This is a genomic window from Arthrobacter sp. ISL-5 (assembly GCF_018613835.1).
Classification (GTDB): Bacteria; Actinomycetota; Actinomycetes; order Actinomycetales; family Micrococcaceae; genus Arthrobacter.
The window spans coordinates 1-19805 of record NZ_JAGGPM010000027.1; the positions used below are offsets into that span (position 1 = coordinate 1).

The 19805-nt window shown below is 67.9% G+C and carries 20 protein-coding genes; 16 read left to right on the forward strand and 4 right to left on the reverse strand.

Going from position 1 to position 19805, the window contains the following annotated elements; all coding sequences use genetic code 11:
- The coding region (locus tag J7I89_RS25250) for an HNH endonuclease signature motif containing protein (RefSeq protein ID WP_251045349.1) at nt 1-1486 on the forward strand (1486 nt) is incomplete at its 5' end.
- Nucleotides 1487-1549: 63 nt separating this feature from the next.
- Here J7I89_RS25250 and J7I89_RS14460 read toward each other — a convergent pair.
- Nucleotides 1550-2398 carry a DUF937 domain-containing protein gene (locus tag J7I89_RS14460; protein ID WP_214971610.1) on the reverse strand — a complete coding sequence of 283 codons (849 nt, stop codon included), beginning with the start codon at nt 2396-2398 and terminating at the stop codon, nt 1550-1552.
- A gap of 236 nt (nt 2399-2634) precedes the next feature.
- Between J7I89_RS14460 and J7I89_RS14465 the strand changes: the two genes are divergently transcribed.
- The 7 genes from J7I89_RS14465 (at nt 2635) to J7I89_RS14495 (ending at nt 10822) form a co-directional block, all read left to right on the forward strand.
- On the forward strand, nt 2635-3618 hold the full coding sequence (locus tag J7I89_RS14465) for a bifunctional riboflavin kinase/FAD synthetase (RefSeq protein WP_214971611.1): 984 nt from the start codon (nt 2635-2637) through the stop codon (nt 3616-3618).
- A 41-nt stretch (nt 3619-3659) separates the two neighbouring features.
- Nucleotides 3660-4514, forward strand: coding sequence for a tryptophan 2,3-dioxygenase (kynA, locus tag J7I89_RS14470; protein ID WP_214971612.1), 855 nt, complete (start codon nt 3660-3662; stop codon nt 4512-4514).
- Nucleotides 4511-5782 (forward strand): aminotransferase class V-fold PLP-dependent enzyme, encoded by a 1272-nt coding sequence (locus J7I89_RS14475; protein WP_214971613.1) that lies wholly within the window; start codon nt 4511-4513, stop codon nt 5780-5782. The genes kynA and J7I89_RS14475 overlap by 4 nt, the downstream gene beginning before the upstream one ends.
- A 199-nt stretch (nt 5783-5981) precedes the next feature.
- Nucleotides 5982-6251 (forward strand): 30S ribosomal protein S15, encoded by a 270-nt coding sequence (rpsO, locus tag J7I89_RS14480; RefSeq protein WP_104137311.1) that lies wholly within the window; start codon nt 5982-5984, stop codon nt 6249-6251.
- Nucleotides 6252-6497: 246 nt separating this feature from the next.
- Entirely contained in the window at nt 6498-8762 is a 2265-nt protein-coding gene (locus tag J7I89_RS14485; protein WP_214971794.1) for a polyribonucleotide nucleotidyltransferase, read from the forward strand.
- Between the two features lie 170 nt (nt 8763-8932).
- On the forward strand, nt 8933-10276 hold the full coding sequence (locus J7I89_RS14490) for a pitrilysin family protein (protein ID WP_214971614.1): 1344 nt from the start codon (nt 8933-8935) through the stop codon (nt 10274-10276).
- Nucleotides 10277-10360: 84 nt separating this feature from the next.
- Nucleotides 10361-10822 (forward strand): DUF1579 family protein, encoded by a 462-nt coding sequence (locus J7I89_RS14495; RefSeq protein WP_214971617.1) that lies wholly within the window; start codon nt 10361-10363, stop codon nt 10820-10822.
- 38 nt (nt 10823-10860) lie between these two features.
- Here the strand turns inward: J7I89_RS14495 and J7I89_RS14500 are convergent, their stop codons facing one another.
- The gene (locus tag J7I89_RS14500) at nt 10861-11142 is read right to left on the reverse strand and encodes a hypothetical protein (RefSeq protein WP_214971618.1); all 282 of its coding nucleotides are present in this window, start codon (nt 11140-11142) and stop codon (nt 10861-10863) included.
- Between the two features lie 121 nt (nt 11143-11263).
- Here J7I89_RS14500 and J7I89_RS14505 point away from each other — a divergent pair, with 121 nt between their 5' ends.
- Nucleotides 11264-12394 carry a helix-turn-helix transcriptional regulator gene (locus J7I89_RS14505; protein ID WP_214971621.1) on the forward strand — a complete coding sequence of 377 codons (1131 nt, stop codon included), beginning with the start codon at nt 11264-11266 and terminating at the stop codon, nt 12392-12394.
- A gap of 38 nt (nt 12395-12432) precedes the next feature.
- Here the strand turns inward: J7I89_RS14505 and J7I89_RS14510 are convergent, their stop codons facing one another.
- Nucleotides 12433-12699 carry a MoaD/ThiS family protein gene (locus tag J7I89_RS14510; protein ID WP_214971623.1) on the reverse strand — a complete coding sequence of 89 codons (267 nt, stop codon included), beginning with the start codon at nt 12697-12699 and terminating at the stop codon, nt 12433-12435.
- Between the two features lie 4 nt (nt 12700-12703).
- A complete protein-coding gene (moaA, locus tag J7I89_RS14515) occupies nt 12704-13837 on the reverse strand; it encodes a GTP 3',8-cyclase MoaA (protein WP_214971626.1) in 1134 nt (377 codons plus the stop codon).
- Nucleotides 13838-14207: 370 nt separating this feature from the next.
- On the opposite strand from moaA, the gene J7I89_RS14520 reads away from it, so the two are divergent.
- The 7 genes from J7I89_RS14520 (at nt 14208) to J7I89_RS14550 (ending at nt 19787) form a co-directional block, all read left to right on the forward strand.
- On the forward strand, nt 14208-15635 hold the full coding sequence (locus tag J7I89_RS14520) for a molybdopterin-dependent oxidoreductase (protein WP_251045356.1): 1428 nt from the start codon (nt 14208-14210) through the stop codon (nt 15633-15635).
- A 22-nt stretch (nt 15636-15657) separates the two neighbouring features.
- The gene (gene glp, locus J7I89_RS14525) at nt 15658-16932 is read left to right on the forward strand and encodes a gephyrin-like molybdotransferase Glp (protein WP_214971633.1); all 1275 of its coding nucleotides are present in this window, start codon (nt 15658-15660) and stop codon (nt 16930-16932) included.
- Nucleotides 16920-17414: a cyclic pyranopterin monophosphate synthase MoaC gene (moaC, locus tag J7I89_RS14530; RefSeq protein ID WP_214971635.1), complete on the forward strand. Its 495-nt coding sequence runs from the start codon at nt 16920-16922 to the stop codon at nt 17412-17414. Before glp ends, moaC begins: the two co-directional genes overlap by 13 nt.
- On the forward strand, nt 17411-17935 hold the full coding sequence (locus tag J7I89_RS14535; protein WP_214971637.1) for a MogA/MoaB family molybdenum cofactor biosynthesis protein: 525 nt from the start codon (nt 17411-17413) through the stop codon (nt 17933-17935). Before moaC ends, J7I89_RS14535 begins: the two co-directional genes overlap by 4 nt.
- Entirely contained in the window at nt 17925-18413 is a 489-nt protein-coding gene (locus J7I89_RS14540; protein WP_214971639.1) for a molybdenum cofactor biosynthesis protein MoaE, read from the forward strand. The genes J7I89_RS14535 and J7I89_RS14540 overlap by 11 nt, the downstream gene beginning before the upstream one ends.
- A 121-nt stretch (nt 18414-18534) precedes the next feature.
- Nucleotides 18535-19293 carry a 4-hydroxy-tetrahydrodipicolinate reductase gene (gene dapB, locus J7I89_RS14545; RefSeq protein WP_214971641.1) on the forward strand — a complete coding sequence of 253 codons (759 nt, stop codon included), beginning with the start codon at nt 18535-18537 and terminating at the stop codon, nt 19291-19293.
- Nucleotides 19294-19298: 5 nt separating this feature from the next.
- Nucleotides 19299-19787, forward strand: coding sequence for a hypothetical protein (locus J7I89_RS14550; protein ID WP_214971643.1), 489 nt, complete (start codon nt 19299-19301; stop codon nt 19785-19787).
- Nucleotides 19788-19805: the final 18 nt, after the last annotated feature.

Here is a 19805-nt window from a genome sequence, read left to right on the forward strand (position 1 = left end):
CGCGCCCGCCGTCAGTGCTGTCGCCGGCACAGCCGCGGCTGGTGCCTCCAGCTCCGCTGCCACTTCCACGTCCGCCGCGGTCCCGGCGGTGTCGCCGGCCGATGACGGGTCCCGCAACACCGCCGAGTTCCTCAGGACCCGGCTAAGGATCGGCGCCGGAGAAGCCCGCCGCCGCCTCGCCCTCGCCTCCGCCATACTCCCCCGCACCGGCATCACCGGCCAGCCCATGCCCCCGGCCTACGAAGAAACCGCCGCCGCACTCGCTACCGGGACCATCGCCTCCCGCGCCGGAACCATCATCACCACCGCCCTGGACCGCGTCCGCCACCTCGCCGCCCCCGCCGACCTCGCCCGGATGGAACACACCCTCACCCGCACCGCGATCGAGAACGACCACGACTTCCTCACCCGCATCGCCCACCGCTGGGCCGACGCCATCGACCAGGACGGCACCGAACCCACCGAAGAAGACCTCCGCCACCGCCAAGGCGCCTTCCTCCGCCGCCCCCGCCGCGGACTCCACCACCTCGAAATCTTCGCCACCCCCGACCAATACGAACACCTCCTCACCGTCATGAACACCGCCACCAACCCCCGCACCCAACCCACACCCAGCCCCGATGCAGGCACAGGCGGAGACAGCGGAGACGGCGGAGACAGCGGAACCGACAACGCGGACGGCGCACTACCGGGGCCCGGGTTCGGCGCCGCCGCCGAAACCGCCGCCGCAGACGCGCCGCTGGAACGCCGCACCCGGCCCCAGCAACTCCTCGACGGCCTCATCGGCGCCTGCAAGGCTGCCCTCGCCACCGGAACCCTGCCCGCCACCGGCGGACTCCGACCCCAAGTCATGGTCACCATCAGCTACCAGGACCTGCTCAACCGCCTCGAGACCACCGCCGCCAACGGACCCCGCTACACGGCCGGAAACCCCAGCCCCACCCGCGGCAGCCACCCGTCCCTGGCAGGCAGCGTTCCAGAGTCCCCGGCCGGCCACCTCCCCGCGTCCCCGGCAGGCCACCTCCCCGCGTCCACCGCGGACGGGCCTCCCGGCACCGCGACCGGCACCGGAACGTTCACCTTCACCGGACCCGTCGCCCCCGCCACCATCCGCAAAATCGCCTGCGACGCCGACATCATCCCCGTCCTGCTCGGCAGCGAAGGCCGCATCCTCGACATCGGCCGCACCACCAGAATCTTCCCGCCCCACATCCGCAAAGCCATCACCGCCCGCGACCAAGGCTGCACCTTCCCCAACTGCACCATCCCCGCCCCCTGGTGCGAAGCCCACCACACCACCTACTGGTCACACGGCGGACCCACCAACACCGACAACGGCACCCTCCTCTGCTCCCATCACCACCACCTCATCCATAAAGAACAGTGGACCATCCACATGCAAAGCGGCGTCCCGTGGTTCATCCCGCCACCGCACATCGACCCGCGCCAGGTCCCGCGGAGAAACAACTACTTCAGGCTCGAATGACGGCCAGCGAATGCTGCGTTCGTGGAGAAGCGAATGCGGTGAGCCCGGCGGTGCGGCATATGGTTATTTCTTCCCGAAGAGCCCGCCCAGCAGCCCGCCAAGGCCAGCATCGCCGCCGTCGTCGTTCTTCCTGCCCTCCGGCTTCTCGTCAGGGCCGTCGGGAAGGTCGACCTCGATTAGCTCGCCCGGGACGGGCGCGCCGGACTGCCGTGTGGGTTGCCCGAGAGGTTCTGCCGGCTGCTGTGATGTGGAGTCGTTCATAGGCTCGGGAGCCAGCGCATCCAGCGGCTGCCCATCCAGCGGCTGCCCACCCTGCGGCTGGCCGCCGCCCAGGATGCCGCCAAGAATGTCCCCCAAGCCTCCCTGGCCCTGCCCTCCGGCACCGGCAGCGCCGCCGAGGATGCCGCCCAGGATGCTGCCAATATCGATGCCGCCTGCCCTGCCGGCGGCCCCACCGGCGCCGATTCCGCCTGGCAGCGGCGAGGCCTGTCCGCCACCCTGCGGCCCGCCGAGGATCTTTTTGGCCAGGTAGGACATGATGATCGGGGCGAGAATCGGAAGCAGCTTGCGGACCAGGTCCCCGCCAGCGCCGCCCAGGTTGGCCGTGCCCGCCAACTGGCTTGCCACCTGGTCCTGCTGGCCGCCGAAGACGTGGCTCACGATCTTCTCGCCGTCGGCGGTGTCAACCTGCGTGGCGTCCACGCCGCCGTCAGTCAGGCCGTCCTGATGCTGGGCCAGCGCGGATTCGAGGGACGCTGCGCCGTCCGGGGCCTGGGCGTTGTTCTGCATGCCGGCCAAGAGTGTGGGCACCGCGGTTTCCACCGCTGCCCGTGCGGACGCCGTGTCGGTGCCGAGCAGGGCTGCGATCTGGTCAACCGGGATCTGGTCCAGGAGGTCATGGATGTCGGTCAAGGTGTACTCCTTCTGGTCCGCAGGGGGCGCGGATTTTCGGGGGAGCGGCGCAGGCTCGCGTCGCCGGACAGCTGCCCCTGCATCGTAGTCCGGGACTCCAGCAGGGGGTAGATCACCACAGGCGCAGGCTCCGCCGCGGTCCGTGGCGCCGGCCGAATGCGGGTAATCTTAGAGAGTTCCGGAGCCTGGATGGGCACCCGGACGTGTTTCCTGTCAGGCAGTAAAAGGCGAGGTTGATGGTCCACATCTGGAACGATCCGACCGAGGTCCCCGACGACTTTGGTCCTTCCGTTGTCACTATCGGCAATTTCGACGGCGTCCACCGCGGCCACCAGCAGGTGCTGTCCCAGCTCATCCGGACCGCACGGATGAACCGCGCCCGGTCGGTCGCCGTGACATTCGACCCCCACCCGGCGCAGGTCCACCGGCCGGAGAGCGCGCCCGAGCTGATCATGGGGCTCGAGGACAAACTCCAGGCCCTCGGCGAGCTTGGCCTGGACGCGGTTCTTGTCATGAAGTATTCGCTCGAGCTTGCGAGCCTCACCCCCGAGGAGTTCGTGGGTTCGGTCCTGGTCGACAGCCTGCACGCCAGCCACGTGGTCATCGGCCATGACGCCCGTTTCGGCCGGGGCAACTCCGGTGACCTGAATACCATGAAGCGGCTCGGCGAGCAGTTCGGCTTTGAGGTGCTGGTCATCAGCGAATTCGGTTCCGAGGGTTTCCCGCTGCACGACGACGGCGGGACGGACCGCCGCTGTTCGTCCACGTGGGTGCGTGAAGCGCTGAACGACGGCGACGTCGCCACGGCCGCAGCCGTCCTCGGCCGTCCGCACCGGATGCGGGGGGAAGTGGTCCACGGGGCCGCCCGGGGCCGTGCCTTGGGATTCCCCACCGCCAACCTCGCCCATGAAGCGAGCGGCTTCATCCCGGCAGACGGCATCTATGCGGGCTGGCTCGTGGACCAGGATGGCACGCGGTGGCCGGCCGCCATCTCCGTCGGATCAAATCCGACGTTCGATGGCGTCAGCCGCCAGGTGGAGGCCCATGTCATTGACCGTCCGGAAGAGACCATTGAGGACTTCAATCTGTACGGCCAGACAGTAGTAGTGGAATTTGTCGCCAGGCTCCGTGGCATGGTGGCATACCGTGGGCCTGAAGCCCTCGTGGAGCAGATGCGCGAGGATGTGGTGCAAACGCACGGCATCCTCCTCAAGCGCTGAACCGCCCGCCCCACACAGTTATTGGCAAGGAAGGCAACGCTGTGACCGTGGAGAAAAACACCAGAAAACTGGACAAGGGGATCGTCCGCGATTTCAGTTCCCGGATGAGCTACGCGTCCTACCTCCAGCTGCCCACGCTGCTCAGCGCCCAGCAGCCGGTCAGCGAGCCGGAACATCACGACGAACTGCTGTTCATCATCCAGCACCAGACCACGGAGCTGTGGCTCAAGCTGGTGCTCCATGAGCTCCGGAGCGCCGCGGAACGGCTGCGGGCGGACGACCTCGGAACCGCGCTCAAAGGCATCGCCCGGGTCAAGCACATCCAGAAGACCCTGACCGAACAGTGGTCGGTGCTCGCCACGCTGACGCCCACAGAGTACTCGGAATTCCGCGGCTTCCTGGGCAACTCGTCGGGATTCCAGTCCAGCCAGTACCGGGCCGTGGAATTCGTGCTCGGCAACAAGAACAAGAAGATGCTGCCCGTGTTCGAGTCCGATCCGGAGGCCCACGCACTGCTGCAGGAAGTCCTCGAGGCCCCGAGCATCTACGACGAATTCCTGGCGTACCTCAAGCGGCAGGGCTTCGACGTTCCCGATTCCGTGCTCAACCGGGATGTGACGAAGGCCCATGAGTTCGCGCCCGAGCTGGTGCCGCTGTTCAAGCACATCTACGAAAACGCCTCCGCTAACTGGGGCGCCTATGAGGCGTGCGAGGAACTCGTGGACCTGGAGGACAACTTCCAGCTGTGGAGGTTCCGGCACCTGCGCACCGTCCAGCGGACCATCGGCATGAAGTCCGGCACCGGCGGCTCCAGCGGTGCGGCGTTCCTGCAGAAGGCCCTCGAACTGACGTTCTTCCCGGAACTGTTCGCCGTCCGGACGGAGATCGGCCAGTGAGCGCCACTAACCCCCAGGCGGCCAACCCGCAGGAGACGGACACCACAGACGCTCTCCGGCAGCGCGCCGTTGAACTGGACGCCGCAGGCCCGCTGGCAGGCTACCGCGACCACTTCGTCGGCACGGAAACCGACCTGTCCTACCTGGACGGCAACTCCCTGGGCCGCCCGCTCAAGCGCACCGCCGGCGACATCAGCACATTTATCCAGGAGGGCTGGGGCGGCCGCCTGATCCGCGGCTGGGACGAGGAATGGCTGGACCTGCCCCAGGCCATCGGCGACCAGCTGGGCCGTGCGGTCATCGGTGCGGCCCCGGGGCAGACCATTATCGCCGACTCCACCACGGTGGTCCTGTACAAGCTGATTCGCGCGGCGCTGGCCGCCGTCACCGACCCCGCCCGAACCGAAATCGTGCTGGACACGGACAATTTCCCCACCGACCGCTACCTCGTCGAGGGCATCGCCCGCGAAGAGGGCCTTACGCTGCGCTGGATCGACGCCGATCCCGCCTCCGGGGTGACCCTTGACCAGGTGAGGGAGGCAGTGGGACCGGCCACCGCCGTCGTGCTTCTCAGCCATGTGGCGTACCGCTCGGGGTTCCTGGCCGACATGCCCGGAATAACGGCGGCGGTGCACGACGCCGGCGGGCTGGTGGTGTGGGATCTGTGCCATTCCGCGGGGTCGGTGGAGGTGGAGCTGGACGCCTGCGGCGTCGATTTTGCCGCCGGCTGCACCTACAAGTACCTGAACGGCGGCCCCGGCTCGCCGGCCTTCGCCTACGTCAACGCCCGGCACCTTGGCAGCCTGTCGCAGCCCATCTGGGGATGGATGGGCAGGAAAGACGCCTTCGAAATGGGGCCCGGCTACGAGGCGGCTCCGGGAATCCGCGGCTTCCTCAGCGGCACGCCCGCCATCTTCGGGATGATCGCGATGCGCGGCACCCTGGACCTGATCGAGGAAGCTGGCATGCCTGCCATCCGGGAGAAATCGCGCCGGCTCACCGCGTATGCGCTGGATCTGCATGACGCGTGGCTGGCACCGGCCGGGGTGAAGCTTGCAACGCCTCGGGATCCGGAACTGCGGGGCAGCCACATCACCATCGACCATCCTGCCTTCCGCGAGGTGACGGCGGCGCTGTGGGAGAAGGACGTCATCCCGGATTTCCGCGCACCGCAGGGCATCAGGATCGGCCTCTCCCCGCTGAGCACGGGCTTCGCGGAGCTGCAGCGCGGCATGGACGCCATCCGGGCGCTGCTTCCGGCGGACTGACGGGATCCTGCCGGCTCCCTGCCGCGTTTCGACAAGATTGCAACAAGGCCGGTAAACTAAGCGGTGGATCCGGCTGCAGTCCGTGGTGGCTGGTTCCTGCTGTGTGCGGAACTCTCCCTCGTTGAGGGGGAAGATCCGCCGGGCACACCCGGCAGTGAAGTACTGACTCGGGCCTCACGGCACATCTCTAGGAGTTATTGTGGCACTTGACGCCGCTGTAAAGCAGTCCATCATCAAGGAATACGCAACGTCCGAGGGCGACACCGGTTCGCCGGAGGTCCAGGTTGCGGTCCTGACTCAGCGGATCAAGGATCTCACTGAGCACATGAAGGAGCACAAGCACGACTTCCACACCCAGCGCGGTCTGCTGGCCATGGTTGGTCGTCGCAAGCGCATGCTCACCTACCTCAAGAACACGGACATCGCCCGCTACCGTGCGCTCATCGAGCGTCTCGGCCTGCGCCGCTAGTCTGAACCAGGGGGCGGCCCTTTCCTCTGATGGAACGGGCCGCCTTCTTCAGTAGAAAACTAAACAGGAGGATCAACCGCATCACGCATTCGCGGTCCTCGGTAGTGATCCCCGGGAAGCTTCGTTGACTGAAGCCCGGCCCGTGGGTCTCGATCGATGACCGGGTGCAGTGCAGGCCAGTAGACAGATGCTGGACTGGGTTGATGCGGCTGGACTTCCGTCAAACAAGAAACGGAGGTGACTCTCTTGGAGGGTCCCGAAATCCAGTTCTCAGAAGCAGTCATTGACAATGGCCGCTTTGGCAAGCGTGTAATCCGCTTCGAAACCGGCCGTCTTGCCAAGCAGGCAGCCGGCGCAGCCATGGTGTACATCGACGAAGACACCGCGCTTCTGTCCGCCACCACGGCCGGCAAGCACCCGCGCGAAGGCTTCGACTTCTTCCCGCTGACGGTCGACGTCGAAGAGCGCATGTACGCCGCGGGCCGCATCCCGGGCTCGTTCTTCCGCCGTGAAGGCCGCCCGTCCACCGAGGCCATCCTGGCTTGCCGCCTGATGGACCGTCCGCTGCGTCCGGCCTTCGTCAAGGGCCTTCGCAACGAGGTCCAGATCGTCGTCACCGTCCTGGCCATCAACCCGGATGAGCTCTACGACGTCGTGGCCATCAACGCCTCCTCGATGTCCACCCAGCTGTCCGGACTTCCGTTCTCCGGCCCGATCGGCGGCGTCCGCGTTGCCCTCGTGGCGGACGAGCAGGGTTCGCAGTGGGTTGCCTTCCCGAAGCACTCGCAGCTGGAGAACTCCGTCTTCAACATGGTGGTTGCCGGCCGCGTAGCCGGTGACGACGTCGCGATCATGATGGTCGAGGCCGAAGCCACGGACAACTCCTGGAACCTCATCAAGGAACAGGGCGCCACTGCCCCCACCGAAGAGGTTGTATCCGAAGGCCTCGAGGCCGCCAAGCCGTTCATCAAGGCCCTCTGCGACGCCCAGCAGGACCTGGCAGCCCGCGCCGCCAAGCCCACCGTTGAGTTCCCGGTCTTCCTGGACTACCAGGACGACGTGTACGCCGCTGTCGAGGCCGCTGCAGCCGAGAAGCTGACCGCCGTGTTCCAGATCGCCGACAAGCAGGAACGCGACAACGCCGCAGACGAGCTGAAGGAAGAAGTCGTTGCTTCGCTGTCCGGCCAGTTCGAAGGCCGCGAGAAGGAACTGTCCGCAGCCTTCCGCTCCGTCACCAAGCACGTGGTGCGCCAGCGCATCCTGAAGGACCAGGTCCGCATCGACGGCCGCGGCCTGACGGACATCCGCCAGCTGACCGCCGAGGTCGAGGTTCTTCCCCGCGTCCACGGCTCGGCAATCTTCGAGCGCGGCGAAACCCAGATCATGGGTGTCACCACGCTGAACATGCTGAAGATGGAACAGCAGATCGACTCGCTGTCGCCGGTGACGCGCAAGCGCTACATGCACAACTACAACTTCCCGCCGTACTCCACCGGTGAGACCGGCCGCGTCGGTTCGCCGAAGCGCCGCGAAATCGGCCACGGCGCCCTGGCCGAGCGCGCGCTCGTGCCGGTGCTCCCGTCCCGCGAGGAGTTCCCGTACGCCATCCGCCAGGTGTCTGAGGCCCTCAGCTCCAACGGTTCGACGTCGATGGGCTCGGTCTGCGCCTCCACGCTGTCCATGCTCAACGCCGGTGTGCCGCTGAAGGCCGCCGTCGCCGGCATCGCCATGGGCCTGGTCTCCGACCAGGTTGACGGCCAGACCCGCTATGCGGCCCTGACCGACATCCTTGGCGCCGAAGACGCCTTCGGCGACATGGACTTCAAGGTCGCCGGTACGTCCGAGTTCGTCACGGCCATCCAGCTGGACACCAAGCTCGACGGTATCCCCGCCTCCGTGCTGGCAGCAGCCCTGAAGCAGGCCCGCGAAGCACGCCTGCACATCCTCGAGGTCATCAACGCCGCGATCGACACCCCGGACGAGCTCTCCGAGTTCGCACCGCGCGTCATCGCCGTCAAGATCCCCGTGGACAAGATCGGCGAGGTCATTGGCCCCAAGGGCAAGATGATCAACCAGATCCAGGAAGACACCGGCGCGGACATCTCCATCGAGGATGACGGCACGGTCTACATCGGCGCCACCAACGGTCCGTCTGCCGACGCAGCACGGTCCGCGATCAACGCCATCGCCAACCCGCAGGTTCCGGAAATCGGCGAGCGCTACCTGGGCACGGTCGTCAAGACCACCACGTTCGGCGCCTTCATTTCCCTGACCCCGGGCAAGGATGGCCTGCTGCACATCTCCGAGCTGCGCAAGATCGCCGGCGGCAAGCGCGTGGACAACGTCGAAGACGTGGTCTCCGTGGGCCAGAAGATCCAGGTCGAGATCACCAAGATCGACGACCGCGGAAAGCTGTCCCTGTCTCCCGTGGTAGCCGAAGAAGAAGGCGCCGGCGAAGCCGAGCGCGTTCACGCCTCGGCAAACACGGAGGGCTCCGACTCCGCCGAGTAGTTCCATGGCTCGGGCAGCGACACGCAGTCGTTGCTGAGCCGAAGACGGCGGGGCCGGTGGTTGATCCACCGGCCCCGCCGCCGTTAACCCGGGCTCCCGGGGAGACGCCGACCGCGGGGCCCGCTGGTACGATTGCAGGCAGATTTGGCTCCGCTTCCTGAAAGGCCTTGATGACTGTCGTACCCCTGCCCCTGGCGCAGAACCACCCCGGCGACACCCTGATCCACGGAGCCGACGGCGGCTCCGAAGTGCGCCGTTCCGTTCTCCCCGGCGGCGTGCGGGTGCTGACCGAGGCGATGCCGGGCCAGCGGTCCGCGACCATCGGTTTCTGGGTCGGCGTGGGCTCCCGCGATGAGGCCCCGGGCCAGCACGGATCCACGCATTTCCTGGAGCACCTGCTGTTCAAGGGCACCAAGCGGCGCACCGCGCTCGAAATCGCGTCGGCGTTCGACGAAGTTGGCGGGGAATCGAATGCCGCCACCGCCAAGGAGAGCACCTGCTACTTCGCCCGCGTGCTGGACACCGACCTGCCCATGGCCATTGACGTGATCGCTGACATGATCACCGGCGCCGTGCTGGATCCTGCAGAGATGGAGCAGGAAAGGGACGTCATCCTGGAGGAAATCGCCATGGACAGCGATGACCCCACGGACGTTGCGCATGAGCATTTCGTCGCCGCGGTGCTCGGAACGCACCCGCTCGGACGGCCCATCGGCGGCACGCCGGAGGCCATCCGCGCCGTGGCCCGTGATTCAGTATGGGACCACTACCGGCGGTACTACCGACCCGACGAGCTCGTGATCACCGCCGCCGGCGGGCTGGAGCACGACGTCGTCTGCCGCCTCGTGGTGGATGCCCTCCATGCTGCCGGCTGGCCGCTTGAGCCCGGCGCGGCGCCGGTGGACCGCCGGTCCACGGAACGCGCGGACATCACCGGGACGGCGGGCCTCCACGTGGTCAAGCGCCCGGTGGAGCAGGCCAACATCATCATGGGCTGCCCCACGATCGTGGCCACGGATGACCGCCGGTATGTCATGAGCGTGCTGAACGCCGTGCTGGGCGGCGGAATGTCCTCCCGGCTGTTCCAGGAGATCCGCGAGAAGCGCGGATTGGTCTACTCCACCTATTCCTTCGCCTCCTCCTACGCCGACGCCGGCTATTTCGGGATGTACGCCGGCTGCACGCCCACCAAGGTCCGCCAGGTGGTGGAACTCCTCGGGGCGGAACTCGACAAGCTCGCAGGCGGCGGCATTTCCGACGACGAACTCCGCAAAGCGGTCGGCCAGCTGTGCGGCGGAATCGTGCTGGCGCTGGAAGACACAGGGTCGCGCATGTCGCGGCTGGGCCGCGCAGAACTGGTGTCCGGCGAGTACCAGGACATCGACGAGACGCTCCGGCTCATCAAGGCCGTAACGGCCGGGCAGGTCCAGGAACTGGCCCGCGAACTTGCCGCCGCGCCCCGCACGGTGACGGTGGTCGGACCCTTCGAGGAGAGCGAAACCTTCGGCCTCTGACTTCATGCCCCTGCCGGCGGGCGCGTCTCTGGACACGTCCCGTGGTCGGGGCGATGATGGAGCCAACCCCACTCGGGAGGAAGAATGGACCGTCCGCAACCGGGGTCAGCACACGAGGCGCTCGAGATTTTCGTCGGGCGCTGGCTAGGAACCACCGAGCTGGCCGCCTCCCACTGGGTGCCCGCCCGGACCGCCAACGCAGAGGTGACGTTTACCCGGGCCGCGGGCGGCTTTGCCGTCGTCCAGACCTACCGCCACACCGAGGCCGACGGCACCCACTTCGAGGGCCACGGTGTCTTCACCGTGGATCCTGACCACGATGAAACCCTCTGGTACTACGTGGACAGCATGGGCCGGCCCCCGGCGGCGCCTTCGCGCGGCGTCTGGCATGATTCGACGCTGACCGTGGAGCGGCGCAGCGACCGCGGAACGGCCCGGCACACGTTCAGGGTGGACAAGGGTGTCCTGATCCACACCGCGGAACTCCGGCTGGGCGACGCCCAGGACTTCAGCCCGTTCATGACGTCAATCTGCCACCGCGCCTGACGGCGCGAACGGACACCTAAGGCCCGGCAGACAGCCATTCAGCCGGCAGATTCCACAATCCGCGTCCGCGGTGCCCCGTGCAGGGCTGGGGCGGCGGTTGGGGAATTCCACACCTTCTGCTGAAGGTTGGCCAGCAGCGCCTCGGCCTGTTCCCGGCTCGCGAGGTCAAGTTCAACCACCACGTAGTGCGGATCGTCCACCGGGCGGCTGATGCGGTGGGCGAGTACTCCCGAGGCCTTCCGGTTCACTGGGTCCCGATCGAATGCGGCTTTCCACATCCGGAAGTCCTTGATTCCGTGTTCGATCTGAAGCGTGTACATTTCAATCCTTTCCGTCCATGGCCAAACGGTAGGCCTCCCCGGTGACGGCGCGGTATCCCAGAAATCTGGGCCGGAGCAGGCGAAAAGCTTGTTCGGCAGGGGGCCGGGCCATACTGTTTCCATGACCACGAGTTGGGCGGTAAGCCGGAGCCTTGAACGGATCGGTCAACTGTGCGGTGCACCCATGGACGACCATGAAATGCGCGCGGCGGTGCTGGCCGAGGTGGGCAGCATCGTTCCGTTCAGTTGGTTCGCGTGGCCCTTGGCGGACCCGGGGACCTGCACCGGCATGTCGCCTATGGCCCGCATTCCCTGCCCTCAGGAACTGCCCGCCCTGATCAGGTTGAAGTACCTGACTGCAGCCTGCCGCTGGACATCGCTCCTGGGCAGCGGCCCGCAGGCCGTCACCCTGCTGGCGGCAACCGGCGGCAACCCTGCCCTCAGCCCGTTGTGGGACGGCATCCTCCGCCGGTATGGGGTGACCGACGTCCTTTCCACCGTGTTCGGCGACAAGTACGGCTGCTGGGGCTGGCTTGACCTGTGGCGGTCCGGTGACGGGGGACCCTTCACTGACGCTGAATCCAGGTATTTGGCGACGGCGGCACCCGTCATTGCTGCCGGCTTGAGGAGGAGCCGGGCAGCACAGATGAGGCGGGATGCCCGGCTCCGGCGCGGGGCGCGCGCAACGGAACCTGAGGAAGGACGTCCGGGACCCGGCTTGCCCGGACAGGCGGTCCTAACGCTGGACGCCGGGCTCGAAATAACCGGCCGGAGTGCCTCCGCCGCTGACTGGATCAGCCTGCTGCAGCCGGGGCCCCGCCCCTACGAGGCCGTTCCGGCCGAGGTTTTCAACGTCGCCGCGCAGCTGCTGGCCCGCGAGGCCGGGGTGGATTCCCATGCGGCGTCGGCCCGGGTGCCCATCGGTTTTGGCCAGTGGGCAGTGCTCAGGTCATTCCGGATGGAGGTGGGGAAAGACGGCGAAGCGCCGCTGGCGGTGACTATCCAGGAATGCCCCGCGGCCGAGAGGCTGGAGGTGTTTGCCCGGTGCTTTGGCCTGACGCCACGGCAGCGGAGCCTGCTGGACCTGGCCGCTAGTGGACTGGACACGGCTGCAATGGCGGCTTCCCTCGGCATCAGCCACTACACGGTGCAGGACCAGTTCAAGGCGGTCTTTGCCGCGTGCGGGGTCCGGAGCAGGAACTCCCTGCTGGCTCTGGCCCTCGGGACGGAGGCCGGCGCGCCGTCGGCATGACGAACTGGCTGGCGGGATCCCTGCCTCGGGCAAACTGCCTAGCCGCCGGCAAACGGCGGCAGCACGTCCACTACGTCGTCCGGGCCCAGGACAACCGTCCGGTCCCGGACGGCGACTTCGTTGAGCAGGAAGCTGCTTCTGGCCAGGATCCGCTCCAGCGGGGGAGTTCCGGCCGGCGGCATGGGACGTTCGACGTCGAGCACTGCGGCGAGCAGCGCTTCCACCGTCGTGCCGGGAGGAAGTTCGAAGCGCTCCTCGTCGACGCCTGCCGCGGCGCGCGCGGCGGCGAAGTACCTTACATTCAACGGTTCATCCTCCGATGGCGCTCATGCTGCGGTCCGGCTGGACGAAGTCCGGGGCATCGAGTCCCACGTGGTCCATCCCGTGGGCTTTCGGCTTGATCCACATCGCGTCCTGCCAGCGCTCGGCCAGCTGCTGGTCGCCGGCGCCCTCCCGGAGCAGCCCGAGCAGGTCGATCTCCTCGCGGGAGAACAGGCAGCTCATGATCTTGCCCTCCGCCGTGATCCGGGTCCGGCGGCAGTCCGAACAGAACGGTTCGGTGACCGAGGCGATGATGCCCACGGTTCCCAGCACGGGCCCTGCGGCTTCAACCGAACCGGCCACCCGGCGTCGTACTTCAAAACGTTCGGCGGGCGCACCGTCGCGTTCCCGCGGATCCGGGCTGAGGACGTACTCGGCCGAGAGCAGCTCCCGGATTTCCGACGCCGTGATCATGTCCCGGCGCGTCCAGCCGTGGTCGGCGTCGAGCGGCATCTGCTCGATGAACCGCAGTTCATAGCCGCGCTCCAGTGCCCAGGCCAGCAGCGACGGCGACTCGGCGTCATTGATGCCCCGCATCAGCACCGCATTGATCTTGACCGGGCCCAGGCCAGCCGCCCAGGCGGCGTCCACACCCGCCAGGACGCGGTCCAGGAAGGGGCGCCGGGTCAGCTTGGTAAAGGTTTCCTCGTGCAGGGAGTCGAGGGAGACATTGATGCGCGTCAGCCCGGCAGCCTTCAGCGCGGCCGCCTTCTTGTCCAAGCCCACACCGTTGGTGGTCATGGAGATCGGAAGCTCGGGGTGGGCCTGCCGGAGGGCGGCAATGATGTCGATGAGGTCGGCCCTGACCAGCGGTTCCCCTCCGGTGAGGCGAAGCTCGCGCACGCCCAGCAGATCTACGCCGATCCCGACGATCCGGATGATTTCCGCGGCAGACATGACGGCCTGCTTGGCCAGCCATTCAAGCCCCTCCGCCGGCATGCAGTAGGTGCACCGCAGGTTGCACTTGTCCGTGAGGGAAAGCCTCATGTCCGTGGCACGGCGCCCGTAGCGGTCCGCAAGCCCCTCGGGAGCATCAGCCGGGCGGGCAGCAGGAAGGGGCTGCGCTCCCGGAACCGGGGTGCCTCCTTCGCGGGGCTGCGGGATGCCAAGCTGAACACTCATGAATTCAGGCTACGCCACGCGGGGGCCATCGTTCACGCCCGTGACTCCGCGCCCGGCAGCGGCATGCGGGACGGACCGGGTCCTCGCGGACTGACGCGGTGCCAACCGCATGCATCGAAACTATGCTGGAAGTGTGAACGAGTCCCAGCCAGCCGGACCCGGGGCGGCAGCCGGACAACAGGACCACCCCGACGCGAAACCACGGCCAACCGACGCCGTACACGGGGGACCGGACGAAGCAGGGGCAGCCTCCGAAACACGCCGGCGGGTGACGCGCCGATGGGCCGCGGCCTGCGGTGCCGTGGCGGCGGGCACGGGACTCGTGGCCAGCGAACTCATCGCCGGATTCGTCAGCCCCTCCCTCTCAACCATGACCGCTCTGGGCGGTGCCGTCATCGATGCCGTTCCGCCGGGCGTCAAGGACTGGGCAGTTGCGCTGTTCGGCACAGCGGACAAGCTCGCACTGCTGGCGGGCATGGCCCTGGTGATCGCAGCCGTCGCCGCGGTGTCGGGCGTGGTTGAGCTGCGCCGGCGCTTCGCGGGCGCCGCGATATTCGCCGTCTTCGGCATCGTGGGCCTGGCAGCGGTCCTGACACGCGCCCAGGTGACCGTCAGCGCCGTCGTGCTTCCTGTGCTTGCCGCCGGCATCGCCGTGCTGGTGCTCCGGAGACTGATCGGACGGCTGACCGCATGGGAGGCCAGCCAGCAGGGCGCGGCGGCTGACCTGCCCGCCCGGCGCGGCTTCTTCCAGCTGCTGGGCGGCACCGCCGCGGCTGTCATCGTGGGAGGCGCCCTTGCCACCGCCTGGCGGGGAGGCGCCGCCGGCGTCAACGAGCTCCGCCGGACCTTGGGGCTGCCGACGCCAAGGCTCCCGGCGGCCGCCATTCCGGCCGGCGCCGAAATCGGCCTGGACGGGATGGAACCGCTCGTCACGCCGAACCCCGAGTTTTACCGCATCGACACCGCGCTGTCCGTCCCGGTCATCGATCCGCGCGAGTGGCGGCTCAGGGTCACCGGGCTGGTGGACCGTGAAGTCGAAATCGATTTCGCAACCCTGCTGGCCAAGCCGATGACCGAGCGCCATGTGACCATCGCCTGCGTGTCCAACGAGGTGGGCGGCGATCTGATCGGCAATGCGCGGTGGCTCGGCTGGCCCGTCCGGGAGCTGCTGGCGATGGCAGGCCCGAAGCCGGGCGCGGACATGGTGCTGTCCAGGAGCTCGGACGGCTGGACCGCCGGCACTCCGCTGGACGTCCTCACGGACGGCCGGGACGCCCTGCTCGCCGTGGGCATGAACGGCGAGCCGCTCCCGCTGGAACACGGGTTTCCGGTCCGCATGATCGTCCCCGGCCTCTACGGGTACGTGTCAGCCACGAAATGGCTCACTGAACTCAAGGTCACCAGGTTCGCCGACGACGTCGCCTACTGGACGCCGCGCGGCTGGTCCGCGCGCGGACCCATCAAGATCTCCTCGCGCATCGACGTCCCCCGGAACGGCAGGTCCGCGGCCCCGGGCCGCGTGGCGTTCGGCGGCGTGGCGTGGGCGCAGCACACCGGAATCGGGAAGGTGGAGCTGAGGGTTGACCGCGGGAGCTGGCAGCAGGCAGACCTTGCTCCCGGCATCTCCGTGGACACCTGGTACCAGTGGCAGCTCGGCATCGACCTGCAGCCGGGACAGCACGAAGTCCAGGTGCGGGCCACCGACCTTCGCGGTGCCGTGCAAATCGAGGAGCACCGCTCCGTTGCCCCGGACGGCGCCACCGGCTTCCACACCATTAGAGTTGACGTAAACCCGTAGCCGCCGCACCGAAGGCAGGATCATGCACAGCCACCCGCAGCCGCACGCCACTGCCACCAGCGCCGACCCTCATGCCAACCACACGCACACGCATTCGCACCGGAGCGTGGCGGAACACCGGCAGGCCGTCCGGGAACTCCTGGAACCGCTCGCGGCCGGACGCAGCCAACGGCTTCCCCTCGTCCAGGCATTGGGCCGCGGGCTGGCCGAGACCGTCACGGCGCCGCGGAGCCTGCCTCCCTTCGCAAACTCCCAGATGGACGGCTTTGCCATCCGCTCCGGTGACGTGCCCGACGGCGGCGCGGAACTGCGCGTGGTTGCTCCCGTTCCGGCCGGCGCCAGCCCTGCAGCCCTGCAACCGGGCACGGCAGCCCCGATCATGACGGGGGCCATGGTCCCCGCCGGAGCCGACGCCGTCGTACCTGTCGAACGGGCCGTTCCGGCCGCGTTCCCCGCCCCCGGCGAAGAGGCCGCGGTGTGGTTGCCCCCGGCGGCTGCGGGGACGTTCATCCGCGACGCAGGCAGCGACATCGAGGCGGGCGAACGCGCCCTCGCCGCGGGCACATTCCTGGGGCCCGGGCAGCTGGGTCTGCTGGCCGCCCTGGGGCTGGCGGACGTCCTGGTCCACCGTCCGCCGGCGGTTCTCCTCGTCACCACCGGCGACGAGGTGGTGGAACCCGGCGAACCGCTGGAGGCTGGCAAGATCTACGACGCCAACGGCACGCTGCTGGAGACCGCGCTGCGGCAGGCCGGGCTGGCCGTGGTCCGGGCAGGCATCTCCACCGACAACCCGGCGGAGCTCCGGAGCCTCCTGCGCAGCCACACGGCTGCCGTGGACCTCATCGTCACCACCGGCGGAGTCAGCAAGGGCGCCTACGAGGTGGTGCGGCAGGCCATGGACGGCCAGGACGTGGCATTTCAGCACGTGGCCATGCAGCCCGGCGGTCCGCAGGGACTCGGAACGTTCGACGGCGTCCCCCTCCTGGGGTTCCCGGGGAACCCGGTCAGTTGCCTCGTCTCCTTCGAGATGTTCCTTCGTCCCGTCCTCAGCGAACTGTTCGGGTCGCCGCATCCGAGGACCGTGATCCGCGCCCGGCTCGCGCAGCCGCTGACGTCCCCGGCGGGCAAGCACCAGATACGGCGCGGGACCCTGCTGCCGGACGGAACAGTGCGGCTGGAGGGCGGCGAAAGCTCCCACCTGGTCCGGGCGCTCGCACAGTCAAACGCACTGGTCCACGTACCTGTTGGAGTCTCTGCGCTCGCCGAGGGCGCCGAAGTGGAAGTATGGATGTTGTGACTGCACAAAATGACAACGCCGGGCTGACGCACCTCCGCCGTGACGGCACCGCCCAGATGGTGGACGTCTCGGGAAAACCGGAGACCACCCGCGAGGCCACGGCCACCGCAACGGTCCGAAGCACCCCGGAGGTCCTGGCACTGCTCGGTTCCGGCGGCCTGCCCAAGGGCGATGCCCTGGCCGTCGCCAGGGTCGCCGGAATCATGGCGGCCAAGAAAACCCCGGAACTCATTCCGCTGTGCCATCCGCTGCCGATTTCGAAGGTCACGGTCGACTTCGAACTGGGTGCGGAGGCCGTGGAAATCCTGGCCACCGTGAAGACCAGGGGAGTCACCGGCGTCGAAATGGAGGCCCTGACCGCCGCCTCCGTCGCAGCGCTGAGCGTCTACGACATGATCAAGGCCGTGGACAAGCATGCAGTCCTGACGGACATCAAAGTGCTCGCCAAAAGCGGCGGCAAGAGCGGGGACTGGACACTGTGAGCAACGCTTCGGCTAATTCAAAGCCCCACGTCCACGGGGAGGTGCAGGGCCGGAAGGCCGGCGTCGTCATTGCCTCGACGCGGGCCGCCGCCGGCATTTACCGCGACGAAACCGGACCGGTCATCATCGACTGGCTCACCGAACACGGTTTCGAGCCGTTTCCGGCCATGGTGGTGCCCGACGGCGAACCGGTGGGAGCCGCGATCCGCGCGCTCCTGACCCAGCAACCCGCCGTCGTCATCACCAGCGGCGGCACCGGGCTGAGCCCCGATGACCGCACGCCGGAAATGACGCTGCCGCTGCTGGACCGGGAAATCCCGGGCATCATGGAGGGAATCCGGCAGGCCGGGATCGCCAAGACGCCGCATGCCATGCTCAGCCGGGGGCATGCCGGCGCGGCCGGACGGACATTCATCGTTAATCTGCCGGGATCACCAAAGGGCGTCATGGACGGACTGTCCGTGCTGGATCCGGTGATCGGGCACCTGTGCGACCAGTTGGAGGGCGGACATGGCCATTGAACCATCACTGACGGGACCATCATTCTCGGGACCGACAATCGAAGTAGTGCACGCGGCGCTGAGCGCGGAGCCCATCTCCGTGGACCAGGCCATCGCCGCCGTGGAGTCGGACACCGCCGGCGCCGTGGTCAGCTTCAGCGGCGTGGTGCGGAACCACGACGGCGGCAAGCCGGTTGACCGGCTCAGCTACAGCGCGCACCCCACGGCACACCAGGTGATGGCCGACGTCGTGGCGCAGCTGGTGGCTGAGCACGAGGCTGCCGCCGGCGCCGCCACGCCGCCCGTCCGGATCTGGGCCGCGCACCGGGTGGGCTCCCTGGAAATCGGCGAACCGGCCCTGGTCTGCGCTGTGTCAGCTGCACACCGCGGGCAGGCCTTCGCCGTGTGCTCCGAACTCGTGGACCGCATCAAGGCGCAGGTCCCCATCTGGAAGGAACAGTTCTTCAGCGACGGCACCGTGGAGTGGGTCGGGGCCTAGGTAGTCGGGGCCTAGGTACAGGGCCGGAGGCCAGGCGGCGTTCCTTGTCCGCGGCCGCACGTGAGGTAACGCATGGCGTCCGGTTCCTTTGGCCGGGCGGGCGAAAGGTAGTGTTGAATCCATGACCGAACAACTCGCCGTCGCCGTCCTGGGCGCGAACGGGCGCATGGGCGCCGAGGCCGTCAAAGCTGTAGAAGCTGCCCCCGACCTGAAGCTCGTCGCTGCACTGGGACGGGGCGACTCCCTGGACTCATTGCTCAGCGCCGGTGCCAGGTACGTGGTGGATCTCACCGTTCCGGAGAGCACCGAGGAAAACGTCCGTTTCGCCGTCGAGAACGGCATGCACGCGGTAGTGGGCACCACCGGTTGGGACGCCGGCAAGCTGCAGGAGCTCGACGCGCTGCTGGCAGGCCGTCCGGACATCGGCGTCCTGATTGCACCCAACTTTGCCCTCGGCTCCGTGCTGGCGTCGGCGTTCGCCGCCAAGGCCTCCAAGTACTTTGAATCCGTGGAAATCATCGAACTCCACCACCCTGACAAGGTCGATGCTCCCTCCGGCACGGCCGTCCGGACCGCCCAGCTGATCGCCGCCGAACGGGCAGGGGCCGGCGTGGAGCCGAGCCCGGATGCAACCACCAGCGAACTTGCCGGCGCCCGCGGGTGCGAGGTGGACGGTGTCCGGGTGCACAGCGTGCGGCTCCGCGGCCTCGTTGCGCATCAGGAGGTTCTCCTCGGCGGCCCGGGGGAGCAGCTGACGCTGCGTCATGATTCGTTTGACCGGGCCTCGTTCATGCCCGGGGTTCTCCTGGGCATCCGGAACGTCGCGGACCACCCCGGACTTACGGTGGGGCTCGACGGCTACCTGGACCTGGGGCTGTAAATACCGTGAAACCACTCCTTGGCCCGCTGAAGAAGAACCGCACCAAGATCTGGGTGGGCGCCGTGACGCTCCTCCTGGTCTTCTACCTGGTGGTGTCCTTCCAGCGCTCGGTGCTCCTGCTGACCGATGCGGAGCCCGTGGCCAAGGCCATCGGGGCGGCGTACCTGGTTCTGCCGGTCATCGGCGCGTGGGCGCTGATCCGTGAACTGCTGTTCGGCGCCCGCACGGAACAGATGGCCCGCGTGCTCGAAGCCGAAGGCGGCCTGCCCGAGGACAACCTTCCCCGCACACCCGCCGGGCGGATTGTCCGTGCCGCGGCGGACCAGGAATTCGAGAAGTACCGTGCGGAAGCAGAGGCTGCCCCGGACGACTGGCGGTCATGGTTCAGGCTCAGCTGCGCCTACGACGCCGCCGGTGACCGCAAGCGCGCCCGTTCCTCCATGCGGGACGCGGTGCGGATGTTCCAGGCCTCCAAAGGCGCTCTCACGCGGTAGCCCCTGACGCGGCAGCGC